A 21,918-nucleotide genomic window follows, 5' to 3' on the forward strand; every position below is an offset into this window, starting at 1 on the left:
TTTATACCATTGATCATGTTATTTTGTGGACTAATCTTATTGTTTCAAGGTTGGAGATTAGATCCTAGTCTTCAGTTTGTACATTTTTTGTCGTTCATATTGATTACTTACTTGCTTATCAAAGATATTGTATTTAGTACAATTGATATAAAATAAGTAAAGATAGTTTTAGAGGGTGTTTGAAAAGTCTCCTTCCATGTCATGCTGAGGAACGTTCGCTTTTAGCGTTCCCGCAGGGTAGCATCTTAGTATGTGGGCTAAACTCCAGATTCTTCGTTGCGTAAGACTCCACTCAGAATGACAAATTATACGTCCCTAAACTTTTCAAACATCCTCTTAGATTATTTTCATGCAAAGACATAAAAATAAGAAAGCTTATCTACATCTTTGCAAAAGAATTTTACAAAGTATAGGTGAAATCTTTCACCAACATACCAGGAACTAAACTACCACCTAATTGACGGCTTTCATAAGTTCCTACATCGGGAATGAATTCTTGAAAATCGGTTAAATCAACCAAATTTTCTTCGCCCCAAAAACGATAGAGACTTTCATCAAAACGCAAGTTTTCAATAGGTGCAACTATTTTGCCGTTTTCTACCCAAAAACAGGCATAGCGTGTCATACCTGTAATTCTACCAGCAGGGCGATCGCTCCAATTTAAATAATGTAAATTAGAAACATATAACCCTGTATCTAAACTGGTTAAAATATCTGCAAATGCTAAATTACCAGGACTAATTTCTGGCGCACGTAAGGTTTCTGAACTATTAGCACCGTTAGCGGGTTTATTATATTCCTTAGCAGTCCGAGAATTAACTAAAGTATTGACTAAAATCCCTTTTTCTACTAACTTTAATTCTGGTGCTGCCATTTCTCCTAAATCATTAAATCTCGGCACTAAACCCTGTTGAAAGTTTTCTTGCAAAGTAAACTTTGATGAAAGTTGTTTTTCTTGACGTGATAAAACAGCCAAAGCACTATTACCTTGTTGAATATCAGCTTCACTAATAGCACCCCAAGAAAGCATACTTAATAATTCAGCAACAGCAGACGGTGCAAAATAAGTTTTGTATTGTCCTCTTGGTAATTCTTTTGCTGGACGAGACAGCATGACTAATTGCTCTTTACCATCATTTATTTTAGCAATATAATTAGATTCGTCCCAATTGCTACCAGCAAAAGTCCCTTTAACAGCTTGTCCTAATTCCCTAAACAAAGAATAATCTAAGGTGAAAGAATCAGTCGCAAACCAGTGTTTTTGTCCGTTAGAATCACCATAAGCTCTAATGACAACTCCCCCAGCATAAATACCAGTAAAATCTAAATTACTAACTGATTCTAAGATATAAGAGACTACAGTTTCTGGAGTTAACAATTTACCAGAATGAACTTCTCGACTAGTATTATTTCCAGTAGGTAAAACCAAATAAGGGTCAATAGGCAATAGAGTCAACTCATCACGTAACTCTTGTAAAGCATTATACCCCAGTTGCCAATCTTTTTCCCAATCTCCAGTAAAAGGAAATTGTCGAAAACTACTGCGCTGGTTTTCCATCAAAGTTAACTTAATCCAACCATCAGCCACTAATCCCGTTTGTCGCACTTTAGCATGATTAAAGCGAGTAAACTGACTAATTTCACTGCTAAGTCTAACAGTAAAATGTTCAGTTGCCATTTTCTTAATCAACAAACCTTCTACCAACTGATTAAAATTACTTTCTAAAACTGATAACTCTTCAAATTTCATAATTATCCTAAACCTACAATTAGCAAACACAAAAAAACTCAGCGAACCTCCGCGCTAACCTCCGCGTACCTCTGCGTTAAAAAACTCCTCCTAACCTCCCCCAAAAACCTCAACATTAGCAAATACACAAAAAGGTGAACCATGTCCTACCCAAATTGCCTGATTAGGTTCTCCCTTCCCACAAAAAGGTGTACCATACATTTGCCAATTATCAGCATTTCCTACCTGAATTAAACTGTGCCAAAACTCTGGAGTAGTGGCACGATAGTTAGGATTACGAAGGGTTTTAGTAAGTTTACCGTTTTCAATTAACTTTGCATATTCACAACCAAACTGAAATTTATATCGACGATCATCTATTGACCAAGAACGGTTAGATTCCATATAAACGCCTTGTTCTATACCGCTAATCATTTCTTCAAAAGTGGCATTTCCCGGTTCTAAATTTAAGTTAGCCATTCGATCTATTGCTGGTCGATTCCATGAAGAAGCACGAGCGCAAGCTACCCCTGGTAAATCTGCTCTAGACTGACTTTCTAAACTGCCTAAACCCCGTTGTAATATTCCTTTTTTAATGACATATTCTCTGGTAGCTACTGCACCAGTGTCGTCAAAACCATAGCTGGCAAATTCACCTTCTACGGTGGGGTCAAAGGTAATATTCATCAAGGGTGAACCATATTTGAGTTGACCGAAATCTTCTTTGGTGACAAAACTACCACCGGCATAGTTGCGTTCATCTCCTAAAATGCGGTCAATTTCTAAAGGATGACCAACACTTTCATGGATTTGCAGCATCATTTGGTCTGGTGCTAAAACTAAATTGGTGCGGGTTTCTGGGCATTCTGTAGCTGTTAATAGTTCTAATGCTTGTTCGCCAACTTTCTGCACTTGAGACCAGATATGATCTTGTTTTAACAGTTCCCATCCACCTTGATAAGAGTTGGCTTCTGTGCCATTATTAGTGCGTTGCTGAACGATCGCACCATCTTGAGCGATCGCACCAAAATGATTTCCCAAGGAAAGAATTTTTTGATACACTTCGGAACCGTTGCTGCTGACAAACCAAGTTTCTTTCTCGCTGGTGTTGATTCTGGCGGTGGTTTGGACGATTTTGTCGTTAATTTTCAGCTTTTGGCAAATCCGAATCAGTAAATCGTTGATTTCCCCTGGACTAATAGCATCAAATGGTTCTAGGAAAGGTGAGTTATATTCGCCTACAACCTTAGGACGTGTATTTTGAAATTTATATATCCACCATTCACTAGCTGCTAGTGCTTGTTTATAGGCTGTTTGGGCAGCAGTTTGCAAGGATGGTAATGATAGAGAGTTGGTAGCGGCATAACCTAAACAACCATTTACCATTACTTCTAACATGGCTCCTGTTGTCAAGTATTTGCCGTTGCTTTTGGGTAAACCATCACGCACAAAATGAATAGATGCTGTTTCCTTGACGGCACGAATACCGATCCAATCAGCAGGAATGTTGAGATGAGCGATCGCTTTTGTTAATTCTGACCACATAACGCAAATTATAAAAACATTGGTTAAGTTATTATGCTTAACACAAAAGTTATCTTATAAACACAAATTTGGTAATTTTTTTGGCACTTAAAATATTTTACCTAGTAATTTTTACTTATTTACCCATAGTCAATTATCTAACTCAATTACAGATGACTGATCTTGAGCTAACATTTTTGGACGTAGATAGAGATTTTCTAACAACACTGCGACACCAGCCACCCAAGGGGGGACAATCACAGCGCCAATAATTCCTAAAACCTGTGTTCCCCCCAATACTGCTAAAAGTTGGTACAAGGGATGAACACGCACTGATGAACCGACCAGCAAGGGATCAAGAACATAACTTTCTATATTTTGAATTACCACAAATAACAGCAGAACCCACAAAAAAGTTAATCCTCCTTCAGGAATAGCGACAATTAATGCCGGAATCGCTCCTAATACTGGCCCGATAAAGGGAATTAAATTTGTAAATCCAGCAATGACACCGAGTGCTAAGGCAAATTCTGATAGTCCCAAAACACTTAAACTTAGGGTGATCACGACACCTAAAATCGCTGAAACCAAAACTCGACCTTGAACATAACCCCCCATACGGCGAGAAATCGGCGCAATTTGGTCAGCTAGGCGTTGATCCCAAGGTTGGGGAAATAATTCCGCTAAACCTCGGACTAAATTGCTACTCCCAGCAACCATGTATCCAGAAATGACTAAAGCTAAAATCAGATTCACCACTCCCCCAACAATGCCACGAGTCAAGCCGAAGGAACGCACAAGTAGCTGCTGACTGGAACGAAATACCCAATTTGTTAGGGATTGAATATCTAGGAATTGCTCAATTGTCTCTATTTGAGTGATTCCCATTCGCAAAGCTATATTTTCAGTTGTAATCCGCAGATTTTCTAAATAAATGGGGAATTTATTAGCTAATCGTTGGATTTGCTCAGAAACAGATGGGCCAATGATTAAACCTGCACCAACTAATCCTGCAATTAAGCTAATATACACGACTATGACACCTAACCAACGGGGAACGCGTAATTTTTCGGCAGCATTAACGATGGGAGCGATCGCAGATGCTAAAACCACAGCAATCATTAATGTTACCAACAAACTCTGTAATTGCCACAAGAGAATTACCAAACAACCAATTGCCACAATTAGCAGCAATTCGGAAAGGGAAATCTTTTTTTCTGTCATATATTACTTGGTGATTGGTAATTGGTGATTGATATCCCTGCTTCTTCAACGATGCCAACGAGTACCTTCACGGCTATCAATCAAGGTGATTCCCTTGGTTAAAAGTTGATCACGAATGCGATCGCTTTCTGCAAAATTTTTGGCTTTCCGTGCTTCCTGTCTTTGTTGAATTAAATCATCAATTTCCCCGTCACTTAAACCATCTTGTGGAGTAGCTTCTGCTTCTGGTTGGGCATTTAAACCCAAAACATCTGCTAAAGTAACTAGAGTTTGCCACTGTTGTCGTAATTCTTCAGAGGGAGTTTCTGTTTTCCCTTGATGCACAATAATATTTCCTTCCCGAATTAGTTCTTTAGCTAATTCAAAAATTACTGCTAATCCACCAGGGAAATTAAAGTCATCATCAACAGCTTCTTTAAATCTCTCAATTCCCGAATTTTGGATTTTATATGTTGGATTTTGGATTAAATTAGACTCATCCCAGCCTAATTTTTTACCATGCTGATAACCAAACAGTAAACCCTCTTTTAAAGTATGCCAGCCGTTGGTTGCTGCGGTGATAGCTTCATCGGTAAAATCTATCGGCTTACGATATTGTGCCATCATCACAAATAACCGCACAGCCATTGGATCTACACCACGATCAAGCAATTCCCGAATAGTGATAAAATTACCCAAAGACTTGGACATTTTTTCACCATCTACCTTCACCATACCGTTGTGTAACCAGTAATTAGCTAAAGGTTTACCAGTCACCGCTTCTGATTGGGCAATTTCGTTCTCATGGTGAGGGAAAATTAAATCTGCACCACCAACATGAATGTCAATGGTATCACCCAAGCGATGGCTACGCCCGCCAAAGGCATCGCGCACCATCGCCGAACATTCAATATGCCATCCTGGACGGCCTTTTCCCCAAGGAGAATCCCATGCCGGTTCACCCGGTTTTGCAGCTTTCCACAAAGCAAAATCAAAGGGATCTTTCTTCTTTTGATATTCCGCGTCTTCTACATTTACCCGTTCACTCGCACCAGCTTGTAAATCATCCAACTTGCGTCCCGAAAGTTTGCCATATTCTGAAAAATTCCGCACAGAATAATACACATCACCATCAGCGGGATAAGCAAAACCTTTATGTTCTAAATCGTGAATTAATCGTTGAATACCGTTCATTGTATGTGTCGCACGGGGATATTCATCAGCTTCTTTAATTCCCAGCCGTGACATATCCTCAAAATATGCTTGAATATAGCGATCTGCCACCTCTTCCATCGTCGAATTCTCTTCCCGTGCGCGTCTGAGAATCTTATCATCAATATCGGTGAAATTCTGGATATAACGCACATCATACCCGATAAACTGAAGGTATCGACGCACCACATCCCAGACCATACAAGTTCTAGCATGACCCAAATGGCAGTAATCATATACCGTCACGCCGCAGCAATACATCTTAACCTTGCCAGGTTCGACGGTAGTAAATTGTTCTTGACGACGGGTGAGAGTATTGTAAATAGATAGGGTCATAACAGAGTAATGCGGCAATCTGACGATAAACAATGATAACGCAAGTTGATGGCAATGGAATAAGTGAAAATTTTAACAGCTTAAAATTAGCTACCATTATTATTAGTAATACATCGTAATTTTATCAAAATCTGGATGTAAAGTATGATTCAAGCATTACCCAAAACCAAACCAGTAACTTTTGAGGAATTTGTGCAATGGAAACCAGAAGAAAAGTTTTATGAATTACATCATGGAGTAATTGTTGAAATGAATCAACCTTTAGGCGATCATGAGTGGATTATTCTGTTTTTAAATAGAAAAATAAACTCAGAATCGGAACGTTTAGGATTATCCTATGGAATAGCAAAAACTGTGTTGGTTAAACCTCCTGAAAATGAATCTGCTTACTCACCAGATGTTTTACTACTCAATCCATCTAATTTAGCAAATGAACCTTTATGGAAAAAATCAGTAGGGTGGGTTAGCGACAGCGTAACCCACCATTATCCTAACTTTACTCAACTCTAGATTTTTCAAGTTGGTATGCAAACAGGATTATTGCTAGATATTACCGCCAATTAGCAACGCCGAGTAGCTAAAATCAAGATAAAATTTTAGATACACCAAAATCCTACTTCATTAACTATGCAATCAAAAGACACCTCCGAATCTCACCCAATGGAAGCTCCCAAACAAGGTTTACCAGTCACTATTATTACAGGTTTTCTTGGTAGTGGTAAAACCACTTTACTTAATCATATTTTGACCAATCAGCAAGGTGTAAAAACTGCTGTTTTAGTCAACGAATTTGGTGAAATTGGCATCGACAACGAATTAGTCGTTTCCACCGATGAAAACATGGTGGAATTAAATAATGGTTGTATCTGTTGCACCATTAATAATGACTTAGTTGATGCTGTTTACAAAGTTCTAGAACGGGAAGAAAAACTAGATTATCTAGTTGTAGAAACGACTGGTTTAGCAGATCCTTTACCTGTAGCCATGACATTTCTTGGCTCAGAATTACGAGATTTAACTCGCCTAGATTCCATTATTACCGTAGTTGATGCCGCAAATTATAGCTTGGATTTATTCAACTCTGAAGCAGCTTTGAGTCAAATAACATATGGAGATGTAATTATTCTCAATAAAACAGATTTAGTTGATGAAGAAACTTTACAGTCACTAGAGAAAAAAATCAACAATCTGAAAGAAGGATCAAGAATAATTCGCACTACAAACTCCCAAGTTCCACTTCCTTTAATTCTTAGTGTTGGTTTGTTTGAGTCTGATAAATATTTTGATGCAGAAACAGACGAACACGAACATCATGATCATCATCATGAACATGACCATCATGATGATCACGATCATTCTACCTGTGGACATGACCATCATGACCATGAACATCATCACCATCATTCCGACCACTTAGAAAATGATGGCTTTATCTCCATATCTTTTCAAAGTGATAAACCTCTTTCAATTAGAAAATTTCAATATTTCTTAGATAACCAACTACCCACAAGCGTCTTCCGCGCTAAGGGGATTATGTGGTTTGATGAAAGTCCCCAACGTCATATTTTCCACCTTTGCGGTAAACGCTTCACCATAGATGATGATGAATGGAAAGGTGAAAAGAGAAACCAGTTAGTACTAATTGGTCAAAACCTTGATCAAGAAACTTTAATTAATCAGCTAGAAAACTGCATCTGTCTTCCTTCAGTTAGTCGAGGTAAAGGATTTGGGAAGTAAAAATTAGTTAGTTTTCAGTTGTCAATAGTATATAAAAAATAATTGACAACTGATAAATCACAAATATCAAATAAGTAGTCGTGCAAAATAAATTTTATATTTGGGAAAGGGAACAGATAAGGAATACAGAAATTTTTATTTGTTCCAAAAATGTTAAATTAATTTTGCTCAGGTACTTATGCGAGTCATTATTCAACTATTCAAATCATCTTAGAGCATGTTTGAAAAGTTTAGGGACGTATAATTTGTCATTCTGAGTGGAGTCTTACGCAACGAAGAATCTGGAGTTTAGCCCACATACTGAGATGCTTCGTTCCTCAGCATGACATGGAAGGAGACTTTTCAAACACCCTCTTAAGTGAGTGGGAATGGGGAAATTATCGGCAAAATTGGTCTGAGTTTAAATTTACTCGTTAGTATTTCTAATACTGAAATTTCCGGCTCTTCATTACCTATTATGCCAAATTATTAGCAGTAGGCATAAAATACTATTAAAAAACATATTAAAAACTGACTAAAAGTCTTACAGGTATTGACATATGAACAATATATATTGTTAAGTATAAATACAATTAACCGTATTTTTAGATAAAGTTAGAGTTATGACTGGCAAAAGAGATATTAAAATTCTCACAGAGCTTCTTGATTTAGATGATGTAAAAGTCATATCACATCGTCTTCATAGTGGGATTGGAATGATTTTACAAACCGAATCAAAAAAGTCATATGGTACTTGCCCCAACTGTGGCACAAAAAGCCATAAATTACATCAAAACCATCACCACATTATTAAAGACTTACCTTTTGGAGAAAAGCCAGTATTTTTAGAAATTAATAGACGACAGTTCAAATGTGCTGTATGTAAAAAACCGTTTAGCGAAGACCTAGATTTTGTCAGAAAAAAAAGGACTTTTACAAAGCGACTGGCACATAAGACAATACAAGAAGTTTTAGAGAATGATATTCATAGTGTAGCGTCAAAAGGTATAGTGACAACGGAAGAAATAGAACGGATGCTAAAAGATGCATCCGAAACATTACCCAATTTAAAACCTCTGAACTTAAAAAGACTTGGACTTGATGAAATAGCTCTGATTAAAGGCAAAGGTAATTACTGTGCAGTCTTAATAGATTTAGATACATCTCAACTAATTACTATATTAAATGGACGTACGCAAGAAATAATCAAGAAAACTTTTATGGAATGGGGATTTGAGGTTTTAGAACAAATAGAAGAAGTCAGTATAGATTTGTGGCAAGGCTATAAAAATTTAGTCATAGAATTAATGCCAAATGCCCAGGTAGTAGCAGATAGATTTCATGTAATGGCACAGATAAATAAAGAACTAGATACACAAAGAAAAAAAGAAAAACGCAGCGTAGAAGAGTTAATTAAAAAAGCAAATTCAGCAGAAGAAAAATCTAAATATGAACAAATATTATCAGGTCTGAAAAATAGTAAATATCCCTTACTTAAGAATGAAGAGAATTTAAATGAGGAGCAATTACACAAACTTATTCAAGTTCAAAATGTATCCCCTGTATTGAAAGTAATGCATGAACTGAAAGAGAAAATTAGAACGATTTTTAATAATACTCGTGATTGGTATACGGGAGTCTTTAAACTGGGTATGTGGCTATCAAAAGCTAAAAAATATTTCCCAAATAGTAACAATACTATTATTCGTTGGTTTGATGAAATTATTGCTTACTTTGATAACCGAACAACTAGTGGTACTGTAGAAGGAATTAATAACAAACTTAAGCTGATCAAACGTTCTAGTTATGGGTTTAGAAACTTTGACAATTTCCGAGTTAGATGTTTACTTAATTGGCATCTATATTATTAGTTTAGCATAGCAACTACTGAAGAGCCAAATTTCCAAATTAGCCACTGCTTTTCATTGCAGCAAGCTGAGTTTGATAAATGTGGATTTGATCTACCAAACCATTAATCCCAGGAACATCAAAACCATAATTCTTAAACCCCTTACCAATAAATTTAGTTAAAACCTCCGCACCTTTACCTTGATAGTAAACAGGAACTGGACGGTTTGCATGATTTCCCCAACCATATTTAATTTGAGGTTGAGAACCCCAAAAATGACCTGCTTTTGTAGGATCAAATTCAGCAGTTAAAACTTCTGCACCTTTATTTTTTAGAAGTTCCTCAAAATTGGGATTTAAAGTTAGGTAATGATCATGATCTGCGGTGACAATGAGGAGGTTATTTTCCCAACCACCATGATTTTTAATCCAGTCAATTGTAGTTTGGACAGCTTGATCAAAATCCAGTACTGTCCCGATTAAATTATCTAGGTTATCATCATGGGCAGCCCAATCAATATCACCACCTTCTACCATTAACCAAAATCCATCTTTGTCTTTAGATAAAACTTCTAAAGCTGCTTTTGTTAAATCTTTGAGAGTGGGATTTTCGTTAATTTCTCTAGCAATAAATGATTTATCTGTTTCTCCAGGAAGTAAGGGACGGACTGTATCGGGTTTTTGTCCTTGGGAACCAAACAGAGAAAAGATACTCAAACCTGTATTGCTGTAGTCTCCGTTAGCTGTACTAACAGGGAGATTTCCTTCTTGTCCTCGCGCTCCATATAATCCTAGTAGACGCTGATTCTTATTGGGATCTAACTTACTCGCAGTAGCCGCTAATTTAGCAGCAGCATCCTTTCCTCGTTCCAAAAATGTATAATTATAACGGTTTTGACTGGGGTTTTGACTCAATTCCGCATAGGTCGATTTAGTGATATATTCAAATTTTGTCGGTGGTTCTACTCCCGTTGGTAAAGATTGACTACTCCCACCCGTGAGAGGATGTCCACCACCTAAAATTACTGTCGGTTGATAAATGCGGAGTTCCTGCTGTAAAATGCTGTCTAATGTCGGGTAATCACTATCGTATTTATTCCGACGATTAACATTAGCCGCTGCTGCACCAGGAGTAGCATGATCAATCGGGACAGAAGTGACAATCCCTGTAGATTTACCAGCATCAGCAGCAGTTTTGAGTATTGTTTTTAGCGGTTTTTCAAATATATCTACTGAAATAGCGTTGTTATAGCTTTTAACTCCGGTATAAAGTGTAGTTGCTGTGTTCGCTGAGTCAGGATAACTGTGTTTGATATATTCAGGATCATTTCCTGGTGTCCAAGGATTGATCCCACCACGAATCGGATCATAACCAACTAAGTTACCAATCGCATCAGAACTGAGATTTTCTCCACCACCTGATGGTTTATTCCCTGGGTTAAATATTGGTTGAAATTTGAAACCTGGTAAAACAGGACTACCACCTGTAATAGAAATAGAGTTAGTTAATGCAGAGTTGCTGGTGTTGAAAACGCCATTACCAGGAGCAACAGTTGTACCATAGGTTGTAGCTAGGGTGTAATTGTCCAAGGTTTGAAAGCTCAGTCCTTCTCCCTTCCCTGATGTGTAATTATATCCTTTAGCTACAGCGGCAGCGTGAGCCATTTCCCAACCCATACCATCCCCAATCATGATGATTACATTCTTGGTCGTGGTTGTCACTGGGGTTGAATTAGCAGCGATAGCAAAGTGCGACCTAGGAATCGCTCCGACTATAATAATTACCAGGGTTAAAAACCCAGCTAATAAACTGCCCGGTAATCCAAATTGTGAACTAGATTTAACTACCATAGGTAAAATGCCTCCTCTATGATGAGAGAATATTACATAATGATCACAAAAGTTTAAATTCATTCATCATGGCAAAAATTCAATTTTCTAAAGGCATTGACGAAGAAGTAATTCCAGAGGTACGCTTGACGCGATCGCGCAGTGGTGATCAAGGTACAGCAACATTTATATTCACCAATCCGCAGATTTTGGCACAAGGTAGCAACGAAGAAATCACCGGGATGTACATGATTGACGAAGAGGGGGAAATGATTACCCGTGAAGTTAAGGGTAAATTTGTTAACGGTAAACCAGAAGCGTTAGAAGCAATTTACCTCATGAAAACCCCTGAAGAGTGGGATCGCTTTATGCGGTTTATGGATCGCTATGCTAATGAAAACGGACTGGGATTGAGCCAATCATAGAGTAGTCATTAGTCTTTGGTCATTGGTTATTGGCTAAAACTTAAATATCCATGCACCCTCAACCACACCCAGACTCACCCAAAATGGCGGTAACTTGTGCTGTAGTTACCGTCAGCGATACACGTACCCCAAAAACTGACAAAAGTGGTCAACTGATTCAGCAATTGCTGTTGACGGCTGATCACTCTATCGGAGTTTACACAATTATCAAAGATGAACCAGCACAGATTCAACAACAACTAGAATTGCTGGGTAAAAATGCTAATTTAGATGCTGTAATATTTAATGGTGGTACAGGAATTGCACCTAGAGATACCACTTATGATGCTATAGAAAAGTTGTTAGAAAAGACTTTACCGGGATTTGGTGAGTTATTTCGCTTTTTAAGTTATCAAGAAATTGGTTCACGAGCGATCGCATCTCGTGCAGTCGCTGGTGTTTATCAAAACAAAGTTATCTTCTCTCTTCCCGGTTCTAGTAACGCTGTGCGACTGGGTATGGAAAAATTGATCTTACCAGAATTGGTACATTTGGTAAAACAGGTAACAGGATAATTAAAATATCAAGAACAAAACCTAAAAATCAATGACTGAAAAAATTAAATGGACTGCTGAAGCCGAAGCTAAACTCAAAGAAATTCCCTTTTTTGTTCGTCCTTTTGCCCGCCAAAAGATTGAAACTTACGCTCAAGATAATAGTTTATCTCCAATCACCATTGAGATTTACGAACAAGCTAAGAAACAATTCAACAAAAAATATGACTAACTATCTAAATCCCACTTTCTCAGGGGGACTTTGAGAAATCGCAGCTTTAGTCCTGTTGTGATCAGAAAAATATCCTCCCCATATAAAAAACCCCCTAATCTCTAGGAGGTTTATATTTTTGTCTTCGTTAATGTGTTAAAAATCTCAAAATTTAATGATTGTTAAGCAGATGGTAGCTAAAATTGCAGCAATAATATAGAAGACTGTAACTACTTGCAGTTCTGACCAGCCAGTTAATTCTAAGTGATGGTGTAAAGGAGCCATTTTAAATAGACGTTTACCTTTCCCATCTGGCCCCTTGGTGGCTTTGTAATAACTAACTTGTGCCATTACAGACAGGGTTTCTACAAAGAAGATGCCGCTGAGGATAAACAAGGCTACTAAACTGTTAGTCAATAGCGCTACAGCAGCTAAAGACCCTCCCAATGCTAGGGAACCAGTATCTCCCATGAATACACGGGCTGGGTTGCGGTTATGGGCTAGAAATCCTAAGCAACTACCACTGACTGCTGCACAGAATATCATCAGGTCGGGTGAGGTTGGTGCAATGACAGCGCCTAATGCGAAAATAGCGATCGCTACTGTTCCCCCCGCTAACCCATCAATTCCATCAGTTAAATTGGTAGCGTTACTTTCAGCTACTAGTACAAAACCAGCTAGAGGCCAAAACATTAATCCTAAAGGTAGAGAAAAACTAACCCAAGGTAAAGCGATATTTGTTATACTAAAATCTCTATTCAAGATCATCCATAAACAGAAACAAGCCGCAAAAATAATCTGCAAAGCCAGTTTCATTTTCGGAGATATACCTTTATTTGATTTACGGCGCAAAATTTGCCAATCGTCAATCCAGCCAATCAAGCCATAACTGAGTGTTAAACCTGAAACAGCAACCACATCTTGAGCAAAATTAGACAAGATACAGGCAACTATCACCCCTACAGGTATGAAAAACACACCGCCCATAGTGGGAGTTCCAGCTTTTCTCAGATGTGCTTGAGGCCCATCTTCCCGGATAATCTGTCCTGTTTTTAATGCTTGTAACAAGGGTATCACCCAATTACCGGCAGCAGCCGCACCTACAGCACACAGCAAAAACGGCATGGTTAACGAGCCAGTATGCCAGGGTAATCTATTTCCCAGCCAATCTAAGATTATGGCAGCTGTACTCAATGAGAAGGCTAACAGAGAGGCCAACCCAATTCCAGAAACGTTTGAACCTTGGTCAGGAGATATTTTAGCGTCCACAGAAATTTTCCCTTCACTCCACACTTAAAAAAAAAATCAAACCACAAGGACTATCAATGAAAATCAGTCTCCACCACTCTCAAGGCTAATCCTCATCTATGCTGATATTCCCTTCATCATCCTCAATGGTGCTAAATCCGTATTCTCCACCCAAAAAGTTGGATATTTTTTCTTTTTTCCCACAACTATATGATTCATAAACATCACGCGCCATGAAACTACCCCTAAATTGCCACCAGTCCAACATAGAAAACTCTGGCTTTTGGGGAATTACAGCGGCTCGCTGGTTACAAGCTTCTTTACGTAGGGGAGAATTTAACATATCAACGAAGACACGAAGAGATTTATGTAACTAGACATTAAGAGTCTATCATTTGATACGGGATTATTAAGTTAATGATTCAACTCTTTGATTGATAAATCCGAATTAAACAAAAAAATTTATTTAATAACCCTATGTATCATCAACAGTAGAGCATTCTGAGTTGATTGCACAACAGATTATATACATAGAACATTAATATTTTGTTAATGCTGATTTCATCAAAACATTTTGAGGTATAAGGCGATGATAGTCAAATCTACTCTCTTGGATGCGATCGCTCCGACAAATCGTGGTTTGCTGGTAAATGAAACCCAGAAACAGGCTATCTTAGCTGCGATCGCTAGTTTAGAAGACTTTAACCCCACTCCACGCCCTTTAGAAGCTACTCACTTACTAGAAGGCAACTGGCGACTAATTTACACGACCAGCAAGGCTTTGTTAAACCTGGATCGCTTTCCCCTATATAAACTTGGCCAGATTTACCAATCTATTCGAGTAGAAACTACCAGTGTTTATAACATAGCTGAAATTTACGGACTACCTTCTTTAGAAGGATTAGTCAGCGTAGCAGCTAAATTTGAACCTGTCTCAGAACGTCGAGTCCAAGTAAAATTTCAGCGTTCTATTATTGGTTTACAAAAGCTAATTGACTACAAGTCACCAGCAGAATTCATCCAACAAATTGAATCCGGTCAGAAATTCACAGCTATTGATTTTCCTATCAAGAGCGATCGCCAACAAGGATGGTTAGACATCACCTACATAGATCAAGATTTGAGAATCGGCAGAGGTAACGAGGGCAGCGTCTTTGTTTTGAGTAAGTCATAAAATACTAATTCGCAAGAAGTGTTGCGAACGACCTTATTCTATTATAGGTACTTTGTCAAGAGGGTAATAGGTAATCAGTAATTGGGTTATTACCCTGTTCCCCCTTCTCCCCTTCCCTATTCCCTGTTCCTTGACAAATAACTTAACAAACACTCTAGCAAAGACCTTCAGGTTGTAGAGTGAAAACAATTAGCCCTAATTTATTGGCGATTAATTAATTCACAAGGAAGATAATCATGGTTCAACGTGGTTCTAAAGTACGCGTCCTCCGCCCAGAATCCTACTGGTTTCAAGATGTAGGAACCGTGGCATCTATAGATCAAAGCGGCATCAAATACTCTGTAATTGTCCGCTTCTCCAATGTCAATTACTCTGGGATCAATACCAATAACTTCGCCGTAGATGAATTAATCGAAGTGGAAGCACCCAAAGCTAAGGCTGCTGCTAAAAAGTAAGCAACATCACAGTGCTGAGTGTTGAGTCTGAAAGTATGGAAAAGCAGTAAACTATTAAATGCTGATTTCATGCCCTTAATTAATTATTGAGGTCTTACTCCCAACTCAACATCCAGCACTAATTACTCTGCAAATGCCTGAATTGCCTGAAGTTGAAACAGTTCGACGGGGTTTAAATCAATTAACCCTTAACCAAAAGATCACGGGGGGAGATGTGTTGCTAGAACGCACAGTCGCCTACCCGTTTTCTGTTCACGAGTTTATAGAAAATATTCAAGGAAGTGCCATTATATCTTGGCATCGTCGGGGTAAATATCTTTTAGCTGAACTCTCCCCATTTTCATGGCTAGGTGTTCATTTACGAATGACTGGTCAATTATTATGGCAAAATAACAACGAACCTTTACACAAACACACAAGGGTCAGGTTATTTTTTGGCGAACATCAAGAATTACGCTTTGTTGACCAGCGCACCTTTGGACAGATATGGTATGTTCCCTCTGGAGTACCTGTCGAAAGCATCATCACAGGTTTGGCGAAACTAGCATTAGACCCATTTTCACCAGAGTTCACTGTTGAATATTTAGCAAATAAACTGCAAAAATCTCGCCGTCCCATTAAAACCGCCCTGTTAGATCAGTCTATAGTTGCAGGATTGGGTAATATTTATGCTGATGAAGCTTTGTTTAAAAGTGGTATTTTACCCACAACCATCTGCACAGAATTACGCAGCAAACAAATTGAACCTTTAAGAACAGCAATTATTCAAGTTTTATCTGCCAGTATTGCTGCTGGTGGGACAACTTTTAGTAATTTCCTGAATGTTAAAGGTGTTAACGGTAATTATGGCGGTGAAGCTTGGGTTTACAACCGCACTGGAGAACCTTGTAAAGTTTGTGGTAATGTCATACAGCGTATTAAGTTAGGCGGGCGCTCTAGTCATTTTTGTTCTCAGTGTCAGAAATGAGGGGGATTAAGAAACCTCTCTCTCACTCTCTTTCCTACAAGGAGAGAGACTTTGATTTTAATTTCCCCACTTCCCTGGTAGGGAAAGGGTAGGGGATTCTTAGAAATTGATTGGTAATTGAGTAATTTTGATATACCGTCATTACAAGGCTTTTACGTTAAGTTGACACCAATATTGCGTAGCGAGTGCTGCTAAACCCATACATTTTCGTTGTCACTACATCTTATTCAAAGAGTGTAAAATTAATATCTCTGTCTTTACATCAACTTAAATGATTAAATGACTCGCTTTATACATGATCAATTTGCAAAACAATATCTAACGGAACTATTAACACCTTACGGTCAAGTAGAAACCAGCAAAGATATCACAGCAGAAGTAAGACAAATTGACGTTTTATTTATTCCTTCACCTCAACCTAAACAAAGTCTAGAAATACTCGGACTACTAGGACGAATGGCGACAAATTATGCTATATTTGAACCATTCCGCAATGCAGTCACCAAAAGCGAAATTCGCAGTTGTATGGGTAAATTATTTGACATTCATGCGGACATAGAGCGTCAATCTAACCGCAACAATACCCGTATAAGTGAGGCAGAATTACCCCGATTATGGATTTTTTCTCCTACCGCTTCAGTGGAACTCCTAGGAAGTTTTAATACTACAGTCGATGAAGAAAACTGGAGTAAAGGCATTTATTTTTTGGGAGAAGGCTTAAAAACCGTAATTATTGCTATTCATCAACTCCCCAGCACACCAGAAACCCTGTTTCTCAGGATATTAGGTAAAGGGAAAGTTCAACGACAAGCAGTTGAAGAATTAGAAACAATACCTAAAAACAGCCCCTTCCTTTCCCATATTATACAATTAGTACATGACCTAATTGCTGTTTTATCGGCTCGTCAACGTCAAGAACAAGATATTGATAAAGATGACCAGGAGTTGATTATGAAACTATCAGAAATGTATCAACAACAATTGGAAGAACTAAAAAAACAAGGACTCCAAGAAGGATTCCAGGAAGGACGACAAGAAGGACGACAAGAAGGATTCCAAGAAGGACGACAAGAAGGTGTAGAAAGAGAACGACGCGCTATGGTTGAAAGTATCATGCAAGTACGTTTTGGGGAAGTTGATTCAGATTTAGCCAAAATTATCGACTTTTTGATAGCCATGACTAGGGAAGAATTTACTCCTTTGCTTCTACAATCATCTCGTGAGGAATTATTAGCTAGATTTGCCCAATAATTGATGGAAAAATGGACAAATCAGCAATTTACAAAAGAATTTAAAAATTAATCAAAGTCCAGAAGATAGAGTATGGGGAGGGTTGACAACAGGTTTAAAATTTGCTAAAATTGATTTGATAAGGAAGAACTATCTAACAATATAAAATCTCCTCAACCGCTTACCTAATAATAGGCGGTTATCTTATTTGAGGAAAGAAATTATGCCTTTGCGTCTGGGAGCAAGATAAAATTTTGAGTAAAAGCATTTATTTTGGAACGAGGGGAACTCATGGCAGTTAAAAAAGGAAATATGGTTCGCGCTATCCGCGAAAAGTTAGAAAATAGTATAGAAGCTAAAGCTAGTGATTCTCGCTTCCCTGCTTATTTGTTTGATAGCCAAGGGGAAATTGTCGATATCAAAGGTGATTACGCTTTGGTTAAGTTTGGAAAAGTAGCAACACCCAATATTTGGTTAAAGTTGGAACAGTTGGAAGAGTTTGCATAAGCTTTTCAGCATTGCGCTTAATTTATACACTTGAAGTCTTACTTGTGGTGGGTAATACCCACCTTACTTAATGATTGATTTATGTCTGATTAACTGGTGACTATTAAATAACTCCTACAAATCATCAATCACCTATTAATCTGGAATTCGTCAAACTTAATAATCTCGGAATTAGGTTTTTTGGTATCAAAGCGATAACTGCTAATAGCACCTGTTCCGGTGTCGAAAATGCTGAAAACAGTAATATCATTACTAGCAATATAAGATATCGGTTTACCATCTTCTCCTAATAATGGTGCAATGCTTGGTAAGACTGGTTCTAGACCATTAGGATCGCCAATTTCAGTATAATCTTCTTGATAGCCTGTTGGTACTTCTCGCTTTCTTTCACCCCAAGCGGCACCGTAGGAATTACCAACATTAGAAGTTTCTAAAAAGTGCATTCCACTGGAACTAACAAAGCGATTCCATAAATGGGAATGTCCATAAAATACTAACTGCACATTAGCATTTTCTAATAAAGGGAGAACATCACGAATAATATAATCTGCATTTTTGGGATATTCATAACGAATTTCTTGAATATTTCCGTGATGATCCCGTTCAATCATAGCTACTGGATTAGTATAAGCCGGAACAATATTATCTCCCAAAGTATGAGGAGGATGATGGAACATGACAACTCTATATTTTGCTTGTTTAAATTCAGAACTTTTTAATTCCTGTTGCAACCAATTATATTGTTGACTACCCTCAGAAATTGGCTCATAAATTAACTGTCCATAACCCCAGTTTTCAGGATGATTAAAATCTTTTTCTGTTTCTCTATATCTACCCTTATTTTTTGAATTCAATTGGGGATGTCGCCACATATTTGTGATATATAAAACTACCAAGCGAATATCACCAAAAGTAACTGCATAATAGGTTTTACCCCCTTCTTTGGTTTCGGGTAAGGTAAAAATTTCTTCGTAGGTTTCAGTATTAAAATAATTATCTTTCAAAGATGTTTCGCCATACAAATTTCGAGCAACTTCACGAGGAATCGTATCATTAAATTCATCATTTAAACTTTCTGTTCTAGCAAATCTACCCATGACTTCATGATTACCAATGCAAGTAAACATAGGTGCATTTTGAATAATTTTCCCACCTGTGTAAGTTACTTGAAAGTTATTATGTTCCATTTGATAATTAGCGCGACCTTGCAAACCTGGAAATAAAGCATTTCCGCGATTATCATCAAACCATTCTGAAGCGCGGTCTGGAACGTTGACTAAATCTCCTGCAAATAATACACCGTCTACTCTTCCCACAGTTTCCACTACTTTTTGCAGATTTGCGGCCGTCATTGGTTTAAGCTGGTGGTCAGAGGTGAGGAGAATTTTTAATGGTGTACCTGGTTTTGGAGAGGGTGCAAGGGTAAAAATTTCGCTATTAACGCTTGTTCCATCTTCTCGTATACTGGTGACGTGATAGGGGACTCGTAGATTAGCATTTAACTCTGTAACTTCGGCTTCGTGTCGCCAAATTTCCCGTTGTATTGGTTGTTGATAAATTTGTCCGGGTTCAGTTTGATTTGCTACTCTTGATTGTTGATCCTCTCTGGTGCGGCTAAGTTTGGTAGTTTTTGCAATTGAACTTTTATCTAGTTTTTCACCGTAAATAACTAAGTGTTTATCACCTGCAAACTCTGTAAACCAGACTACGCGCACAGAATTTTCTGTTGGTAGTTGTAAAAATGGGTCTGTTAGCAGTTGCGGTGGTGATATCATAATTTTTTTACCCAAAGAACTAACGCTGACTAACGTCAGAAATATTAGCAGAAAAATTACAATTTTTAGAGCAATTGTGCTGCTGTTGTAGCGTAAGTAATGATTTACGGCAGTTTTCACGTATTTAAACCAGAAGCTGAATTAATCTCTCTCTTTGCGTTTTGGCACGAAAAAAATATGAATATCAAAAAATCACAACTGCAAATTTTCATCATATACAGTTTGTTGGGTGCGATCGCACTCCTGACCCTTTTCCCATTACTATGGCTAATTAGTACAGCCTTAAAATCGTCTACAGAAAATATCTTACAGTCACCACCGCAGTTATGGCCCAGTCAACCCACATTAGATAATTTCGCTCGTGTTTGGGAATCTCTACCTTTTGGGCAATATTTATATAACAGTATCCTAGTGTCTTTACTGACTGTGGGATTAAATCTGCTATTTTGTGCTTTAGCTGCTTATCCCTTAGCAAGATTGTCATTTGTGGGCAAAAATGGGATTTTTATTGCCATTATTTCCACAATTATGATTCCCTTCCAAATTGTCATGATTCCTTTATATATTTTGACAGTCCAGTTAGGCTTAACAAATAGTTATTTAGGCATGATTTTCCCCAGTTTAGCTTCTGCTTTTGGGATTTTTTTACTCAGACAAGCTTTTATGAGTGTACCGAAAGAAATAGAAGAAGCTGCCCGCATGGATGGCAGTTCAGAGCTAGGATTGTGGTGGTTTGTGATGTTGCCAGCTATTCGTCCAGCACTCATCACCCTAGCTATCTTTGTGTTTATCGGTGCTTGGAGTGACTTTTTGTGGCCTCTAATTGTCATCCAAGATGAAAGTTTATATACTTTACCCTTAGGAGTTGCCAAATTAGCAGGTACGTTTTCTCTAGATTGGCGATTGGTAGCTGCTGGCTCAGTAATTTCTATCGCTCCAGTGTTATTATTGTTTTTATTTTTACAAAAGTTTATTGTCCCCACAGATACGGGTAGTGGTGTCAAGGGCTAAGTAGGAGGTTATTCTCAGCATCTTAACCAATCACCAGTTCTAAGTTAATAAGCACCTTTTCTATGTAATACAACCCAGATGGTTTTAAAAATCAACATCAAATCATAGGTAATAGACCATTTACGCTGATAGTCTATATCCATGTGGACAATAGTTTCAAAATCATTAATATTAGAACGTCCATGAGTCTGCCATTCTCCAGTTATTCCTGGTTTGACTCGTAATCTTTCCCAATGATGGGGTGCATATTTAACAACTTCATCAGGAGTGGGTGGACGAGTACCAACTATACTCATATCTCCCATTAAGACGTTCCAAAATTGGGGTAGTTCATCTAAACTAGTACGTCGCAAAAACTTACCCAAGGGAGTAATACGAGGATCATCAGTAGATTTAAAAATGTGACCTTTGGCTTGGTTTTTGACTATAGATTTCAGTTTATCTGCGTCAACCACCATAGAACGGAACTTCCAGATCCGAAAGGTGCGTCCGTTTAGACCACAACGGATTTGAGAATATAATATGGGACCTGGATCAGTAGCTAATGTAACAATCGCTACAGGAACTGCAACCAATGATGTAATTATTAAACCAACAATTGCTCCGAGAATGTCAATGAATCTTTTTGTGGAACTAGTAGTTGATGGGTGGTGAGACTGAGGTGATAAGTCAACCACGTGCGGATGATGCAGAACACCTAAATTAGCCACAGTATAATTTATTGTTTTAGTTGTAATAGTAGACAGGGACATGATTAATAATGTTGTTTGCTTACATTTTTAGTTTTGTCAACTAAAGTAAGTTTTATTAAATACAGTCACACTATAAGTAATTTTTTGTGTAAGAGGAAAGCAAAACTAGCGAAGTTCATACAATCTTTTAATTTAGCCAAGGAATTTTAAATTTTTGATGTTTTTTGTGTAAACCTGCTATAAATTCATTTTGAAATAAAAGATACCAGTATTTCTCGATTAAGAGCCTGGA

General features: G+C 37.8%; 20 protein-coding genes and 1 pseudogene. 12 read left to right on the forward strand and 9 right to left on the reverse strand.

Annotated elements, in window-relative coordinates; genetic code table 11:
* Window positions 1-400: 400 nt before the first annotated feature.
* The 4 genes from AC012T_RS10000 to cysS form a co-directional block, all read right to left on the reverse strand.
* Window positions 401-1,750: a TldD/PmbA family protein gene (locus AC012T_RS10000; RefSeq protein ID WP_487065317.1), complete on the reverse strand. Its 1,350-nt coding sequence runs from the start codon at window positions 1,748-1,750 to the stop codon at window positions 401-403.
* 90 nt (window positions 1,751-1,840) lie between these two features.
* Window positions 1,841-3,274, reverse strand: a complete 1,434-nt coding sequence (locus AC012T_RS10005) for a TldD/PmbA family protein (protein ID WP_487065319.1) — start codon at window positions 3,272-3,274, stop codon at window positions 1,841-1,843.
* Window positions 3,275-3,403: 129 nt separating this feature from the next.
* Window positions 3,404-4,477: an AI-2E family transporter gene (locus AC012T_RS10010; protein ID WP_487065321.1), complete on the reverse strand. Its 1,074-nt coding sequence runs from the start codon at window positions 4,475-4,477 to the stop codon at window positions 3,404-3,406.
* Between the two features lie 45 nt (window positions 4,478-4,522).
* A complete protein-coding gene (gene cysS / locus AC012T_RS10015) occupies window positions 4,523-6,004 on the reverse strand; it encodes a cysteine--tRNA ligase (RefSeq protein WP_487065323.1) in 1,482 nt (493 codons plus the stop codon).
* A gap of 144 nt (window positions 6,005-6,148) precedes the next feature.
* On the opposite strand from cysS, the pseudogene AC012T_RS10020 reads away from it, so the two are divergent.
* The 3 genes and pseudogenes from AC012T_RS10020 to AC012T_RS10030 all read left to right on the forward strand — a co-directional run.
* A pseudogene (locus AC012T_RS10020) lies at window positions 6,149-6,454 on the forward strand (Uma2 family endonuclease); the annotation flags it as partial.
* Window positions 6,455-6,631: 177 nt separating this feature from the next.
* Window positions 6,632-7,741 carry a CobW family GTP-binding protein gene (locus AC012T_RS10025; RefSeq protein WP_487065325.1) on the forward strand — a complete coding sequence of 370 codons (1,110 nt, stop codon included), beginning with the start codon at window positions 6,632-6,634 and terminating at the stop codon, window positions 7,739-7,741.
* A 602-nt stretch (window positions 7,742-8,343) separates the two neighbouring features.
* A complete protein-coding gene (locus AC012T_RS10030) occupies window positions 8,344-9,591 on the forward strand; it encodes an ISL3 family transposase (protein WP_487060023.1) in 1,248 nt (415 codons plus the stop codon).
* A 37-nt stretch (window positions 9,592-9,628) separates the two neighbouring features.
* On the opposite strand, the gene AC012T_RS10035 is transcribed toward AC012T_RS10030, so the two are convergent.
* A complete protein-coding gene (locus AC012T_RS10035; protein ID WP_487065327.1) occupies window positions 9,629-11,419 on the reverse strand; it encodes an alkaline phosphatase in 1,791 nt (596 codons plus the stop codon).
* A gap of 68 nt (window positions 11,420-11,487) precedes the next feature.
* Between AC012T_RS10035 and psb28 the strand changes: the two genes are divergently transcribed.
* From psb28 to AC012T_RS10050, 3 genes are read left to right on the forward strand one after another with little or no spacing between them, the layout of a single operon-like run.
* Complete coding sequence (gene psb28 / locus AC012T_RS10040) at window positions 11,488-11,823, forward strand: photosystem II reaction center protein Psb28 (protein WP_487065329.1); 336 nt, start codon at window positions 11,488-11,490, stop codon at window positions 11,821-11,823.
* Between the two features lie 50 nt (window positions 11,824-11,873).
* Window positions 11,874-12,377 carry a MogA/MoaB family molybdenum cofactor biosynthesis protein gene (locus AC012T_RS10045; protein ID WP_487065331.1) on the forward strand — a complete coding sequence of 168 codons (504 nt, stop codon included), beginning with the start codon at window positions 11,874-11,876 and terminating at the stop codon, window positions 12,375-12,377.
* 31 nt (window positions 12,378-12,408) lie between these two features.
* Entirely contained in the window at window positions 12,409-12,588 is a 180-nt protein-coding gene (locus AC012T_RS10050; protein ID WP_487065333.1) for a PCP reductase family protein, read from the forward strand.
* A gap of 144 nt (window positions 12,589-12,732) precedes the next feature.
* Here AC012T_RS10050 and mraY read toward each other — a convergent pair whose 3' ends face one another.
* Together mraY and AC012T_RS10060 are read right to left on the reverse strand one after the other, a co-directional pair.
* Window positions 12,733-13,836, reverse strand: coding sequence for a phospho-N-acetylmuramoyl-pentapeptide-transferase (gene mraY, locus AC012T_RS10055; protein ID WP_487065335.1), 1,104 nt, complete (start codon window positions 13,834-13,836; stop codon window positions 12,733-12,735).
* Window positions 13,837-13,921: 85 nt separating this feature from the next.
* Window positions 13,922-14,158, reverse strand: a complete 237-nt coding sequence (locus tag AC012T_RS10060) for a DUF3134 family protein (protein WP_487065337.1) — start codon at window positions 14,156-14,158, stop codon at window positions 13,922-13,924.
* 246 nt (window positions 14,159-14,404) lie between these two features.
* Here AC012T_RS10060 and AC012T_RS10065 point away from each other — a divergent pair, with 246 nt between their 5' ends.
* The 5 genes from AC012T_RS10065 to ndhO all read left to right on the forward strand — a co-directional run bounded on the left by AC012T_RS10065 (window position 14,405) and on the right by ndhO (window position 18,148).
* Window positions 14,405-14,989, forward strand: coding sequence for a PAP/fibrillin family protein (locus tag AC012T_RS10065; RefSeq protein ID WP_487065339.1), 585 nt, complete (start codon window positions 14,405-14,407; stop codon window positions 14,987-14,989).
* A gap of 236 nt (window positions 14,990-15,225) precedes the next feature.
* Window positions 15,226-15,444: a photosystem I reaction center subunit IV gene (locus AC012T_RS10070; RefSeq protein WP_015213737.1), complete on the forward strand. Its 219-nt coding sequence runs from the start codon at window positions 15,226-15,228 to the stop codon at window positions 15,442-15,444.
* Between the two features lie 133 nt (window positions 15,445-15,577).
* Window positions 15,578-16,411, forward strand: coding sequence for a DNA-formamidopyrimidine glycosylase (locus AC012T_RS10075; protein ID WP_487065341.1), 834 nt, complete (start codon window positions 15,578-15,580; stop codon window positions 16,409-16,411).
* A 279-nt stretch (window positions 16,412-16,690) separates the two neighbouring features.
* Window positions 16,691-17,662 carry an RpnC/YadD family protein gene (locus AC012T_RS10080; RefSeq protein ID WP_487065343.1) on the forward strand — a complete coding sequence of 324 codons (972 nt, stop codon included), beginning with the start codon at window positions 16,691-16,693 and terminating at the stop codon, window positions 17,660-17,662.
* A 270-nt stretch (window positions 17,663-17,932) separates the two neighbouring features.
* Window positions 17,933-18,148 (forward strand): NAD(P)H-quinone oxidoreductase subunit O, encoded by a 216-nt coding sequence (gene ndhO / locus AC012T_RS10085; RefSeq protein WP_323309936.1) that lies wholly within the window; start codon window positions 17,933-17,935, stop codon window positions 18,146-18,148.
* A 128-nt stretch (window positions 18,149-18,276) separates the two neighbouring features.
* Here ndhO and AC012T_RS10090 read toward each other — a convergent pair whose 3' ends face one another.
* Complete coding sequence (locus tag AC012T_RS10090; protein WP_487066533.1) at window positions 18,277-19,923, reverse strand: metallophosphoesterase family protein; 1,647 nt, start codon at window positions 19,921-19,923, stop codon at window positions 18,277-18,279.
* 177 nt (window positions 19,924-20,100) lie between these two features.
* Between AC012T_RS10090 and AC012T_RS10095 the strand changes: the two genes are divergently transcribed.
* Window positions 20,101-20,934 carry a carbohydrate ABC transporter permease gene (locus tag AC012T_RS10095; protein ID WP_487065345.1) on the forward strand — a complete coding sequence of 278 codons (834 nt, stop codon included), beginning with the start codon at window positions 20,101-20,103 and terminating at the stop codon, window positions 20,932-20,934.
* Between the two features lie 44 nt (window positions 20,935-20,978).
* On the opposite strand, the gene AC012T_RS10100 is transcribed toward AC012T_RS10095, so the two are convergent.
* Window positions 20,979-21,686, reverse strand: coding sequence for a sugar transferase (locus AC012T_RS10100; protein WP_487065347.1), 708 nt, complete (start codon window positions 21,684-21,686; stop codon window positions 20,979-20,981).
* Window positions 21,687-21,918: the final 232 nt, after the last annotated feature.

Source organism: Anabaena sp. EIM26 (genome assembly GCF_057568715.1).

Excerpts from the sequence above, each read along its gene's own strand:
- AC012T_RS10000 (WP_487065317.1), bottom strand. The coding sequence starts at position 1,750 with ATGAAATTTGAAGAGTTATCAGTTTTAGAAAGTAATTTTAATCAGTTG.
- AC012T_RS10005 (WP_487065319.1), bottom strand. The coding sequence starts at position 3,274 with ATGTGGTCAGAATTAACAAAAGCGATCGCTCATCTCAACATTCCTGCT.
- AC012T_RS10010 (WP_487065321.1), bottom strand. The coding sequence starts at position 4,477 with ATGACAGAAAAAAAGATTTCCCTTTCCGAATTGCTGCTAATTGTGGCA.
- cysS (WP_487065323.1), bottom strand. The coding sequence starts at position 6,004 with ATGACCCTATCTATTTACAATACTCTCACCCGTCGTCAAGAACAATTT.
- AC012T_RS10025 (WP_487065325.1), top strand. The coding sequence starts at position 6,632 with ATGCAATCAAAAGACACCTCCGAATCTCACCCAATGGAAGCTCCCAAA.
- AC012T_RS10030 (WP_487060023.1), top strand. The coding sequence starts at position 8,344 with ATGACTGGCAAAAGAGATATTAAAATTCTCACAGAGCTTCTTGATTTA.
- AC012T_RS10035 (WP_487065327.1), bottom strand. The coding sequence starts at position 11,419 with ATGGTAGTTAAATCTAGTTCACAATTTGGATTACCGGGCAGTTTATTA.
- psb28 (WP_487065329.1), top strand. The coding sequence starts at position 11,488 with ATGGCAAAAATTCAATTTTCTAAAGGCATTGACGAAGAAGTAATTCCA.
- AC012T_RS10045 (WP_487065331.1), top strand. The coding sequence starts at position 11,874 with ATGCACCCTCAACCACACCCAGACTCACCCAAAATGGCGGTAACTTGT.
- AC012T_RS10050 (WP_487065333.1), top strand. The coding sequence starts at position 12,409 with ATGACTGAAAAAATTAAATGGACTGCTGAAGCCGAAGCTAAACTCAAA.
- AC012T_RS10060 (WP_487065337.1), bottom strand. The coding sequence starts at position 14,158 with ATGTTAAATTCTCCCCTACGTAAAGAAGCTTGTAACCAGCGAGCCGCT.
- AC012T_RS10065 (WP_487065339.1), top strand. The coding sequence starts at position 14,405 with ATGATAGTCAAATCTACTCTCTTGGATGCGATCGCTCCGACAAATCGT.
- AC012T_RS10070 (WP_015213737.1), top strand. The coding sequence starts at position 15,226 with ATGGTTCAACGTGGTTCTAAAGTACGCGTCCTCCGCCCAGAATCCTAC.
- AC012T_RS10075 (WP_487065341.1), top strand. The coding sequence starts at position 15,578 with ATGCCTGAATTGCCTGAAGTTGAAACAGTTCGACGGGGTTTAAATCAA.
- AC012T_RS10080 (WP_487065343.1), top strand. The coding sequence starts at position 16,691 with ATGACTCGCTTTATACATGATCAATTTGCAAAACAATATCTAACGGAA.
- ndhO (WP_323309936.1), top strand. The coding sequence starts at position 17,933 with ATGGCAGTTAAAAAAGGAAATATGGTTCGCGCTATCCGCGAAAAGTTA.
- AC012T_RS10090 (WP_487066533.1), bottom strand. The coding sequence starts at position 19,923 with ATGATATCACCACCGCAACTGCTAACAGACCCATTTTTACAACTACCA.
- AC012T_RS10095 (WP_487065345.1), top strand. The coding sequence starts at position 20,101 with ATGAATATCAAAAAATCACAACTGCAAATTTTCATCATATACAGTTTG.
- AC012T_RS10100 (WP_487065347.1), bottom strand. The coding sequence starts at position 21,686 with ATGTCCCTGTCTACTATTACAACTAAAACAATAAATTATACTGTGGCT.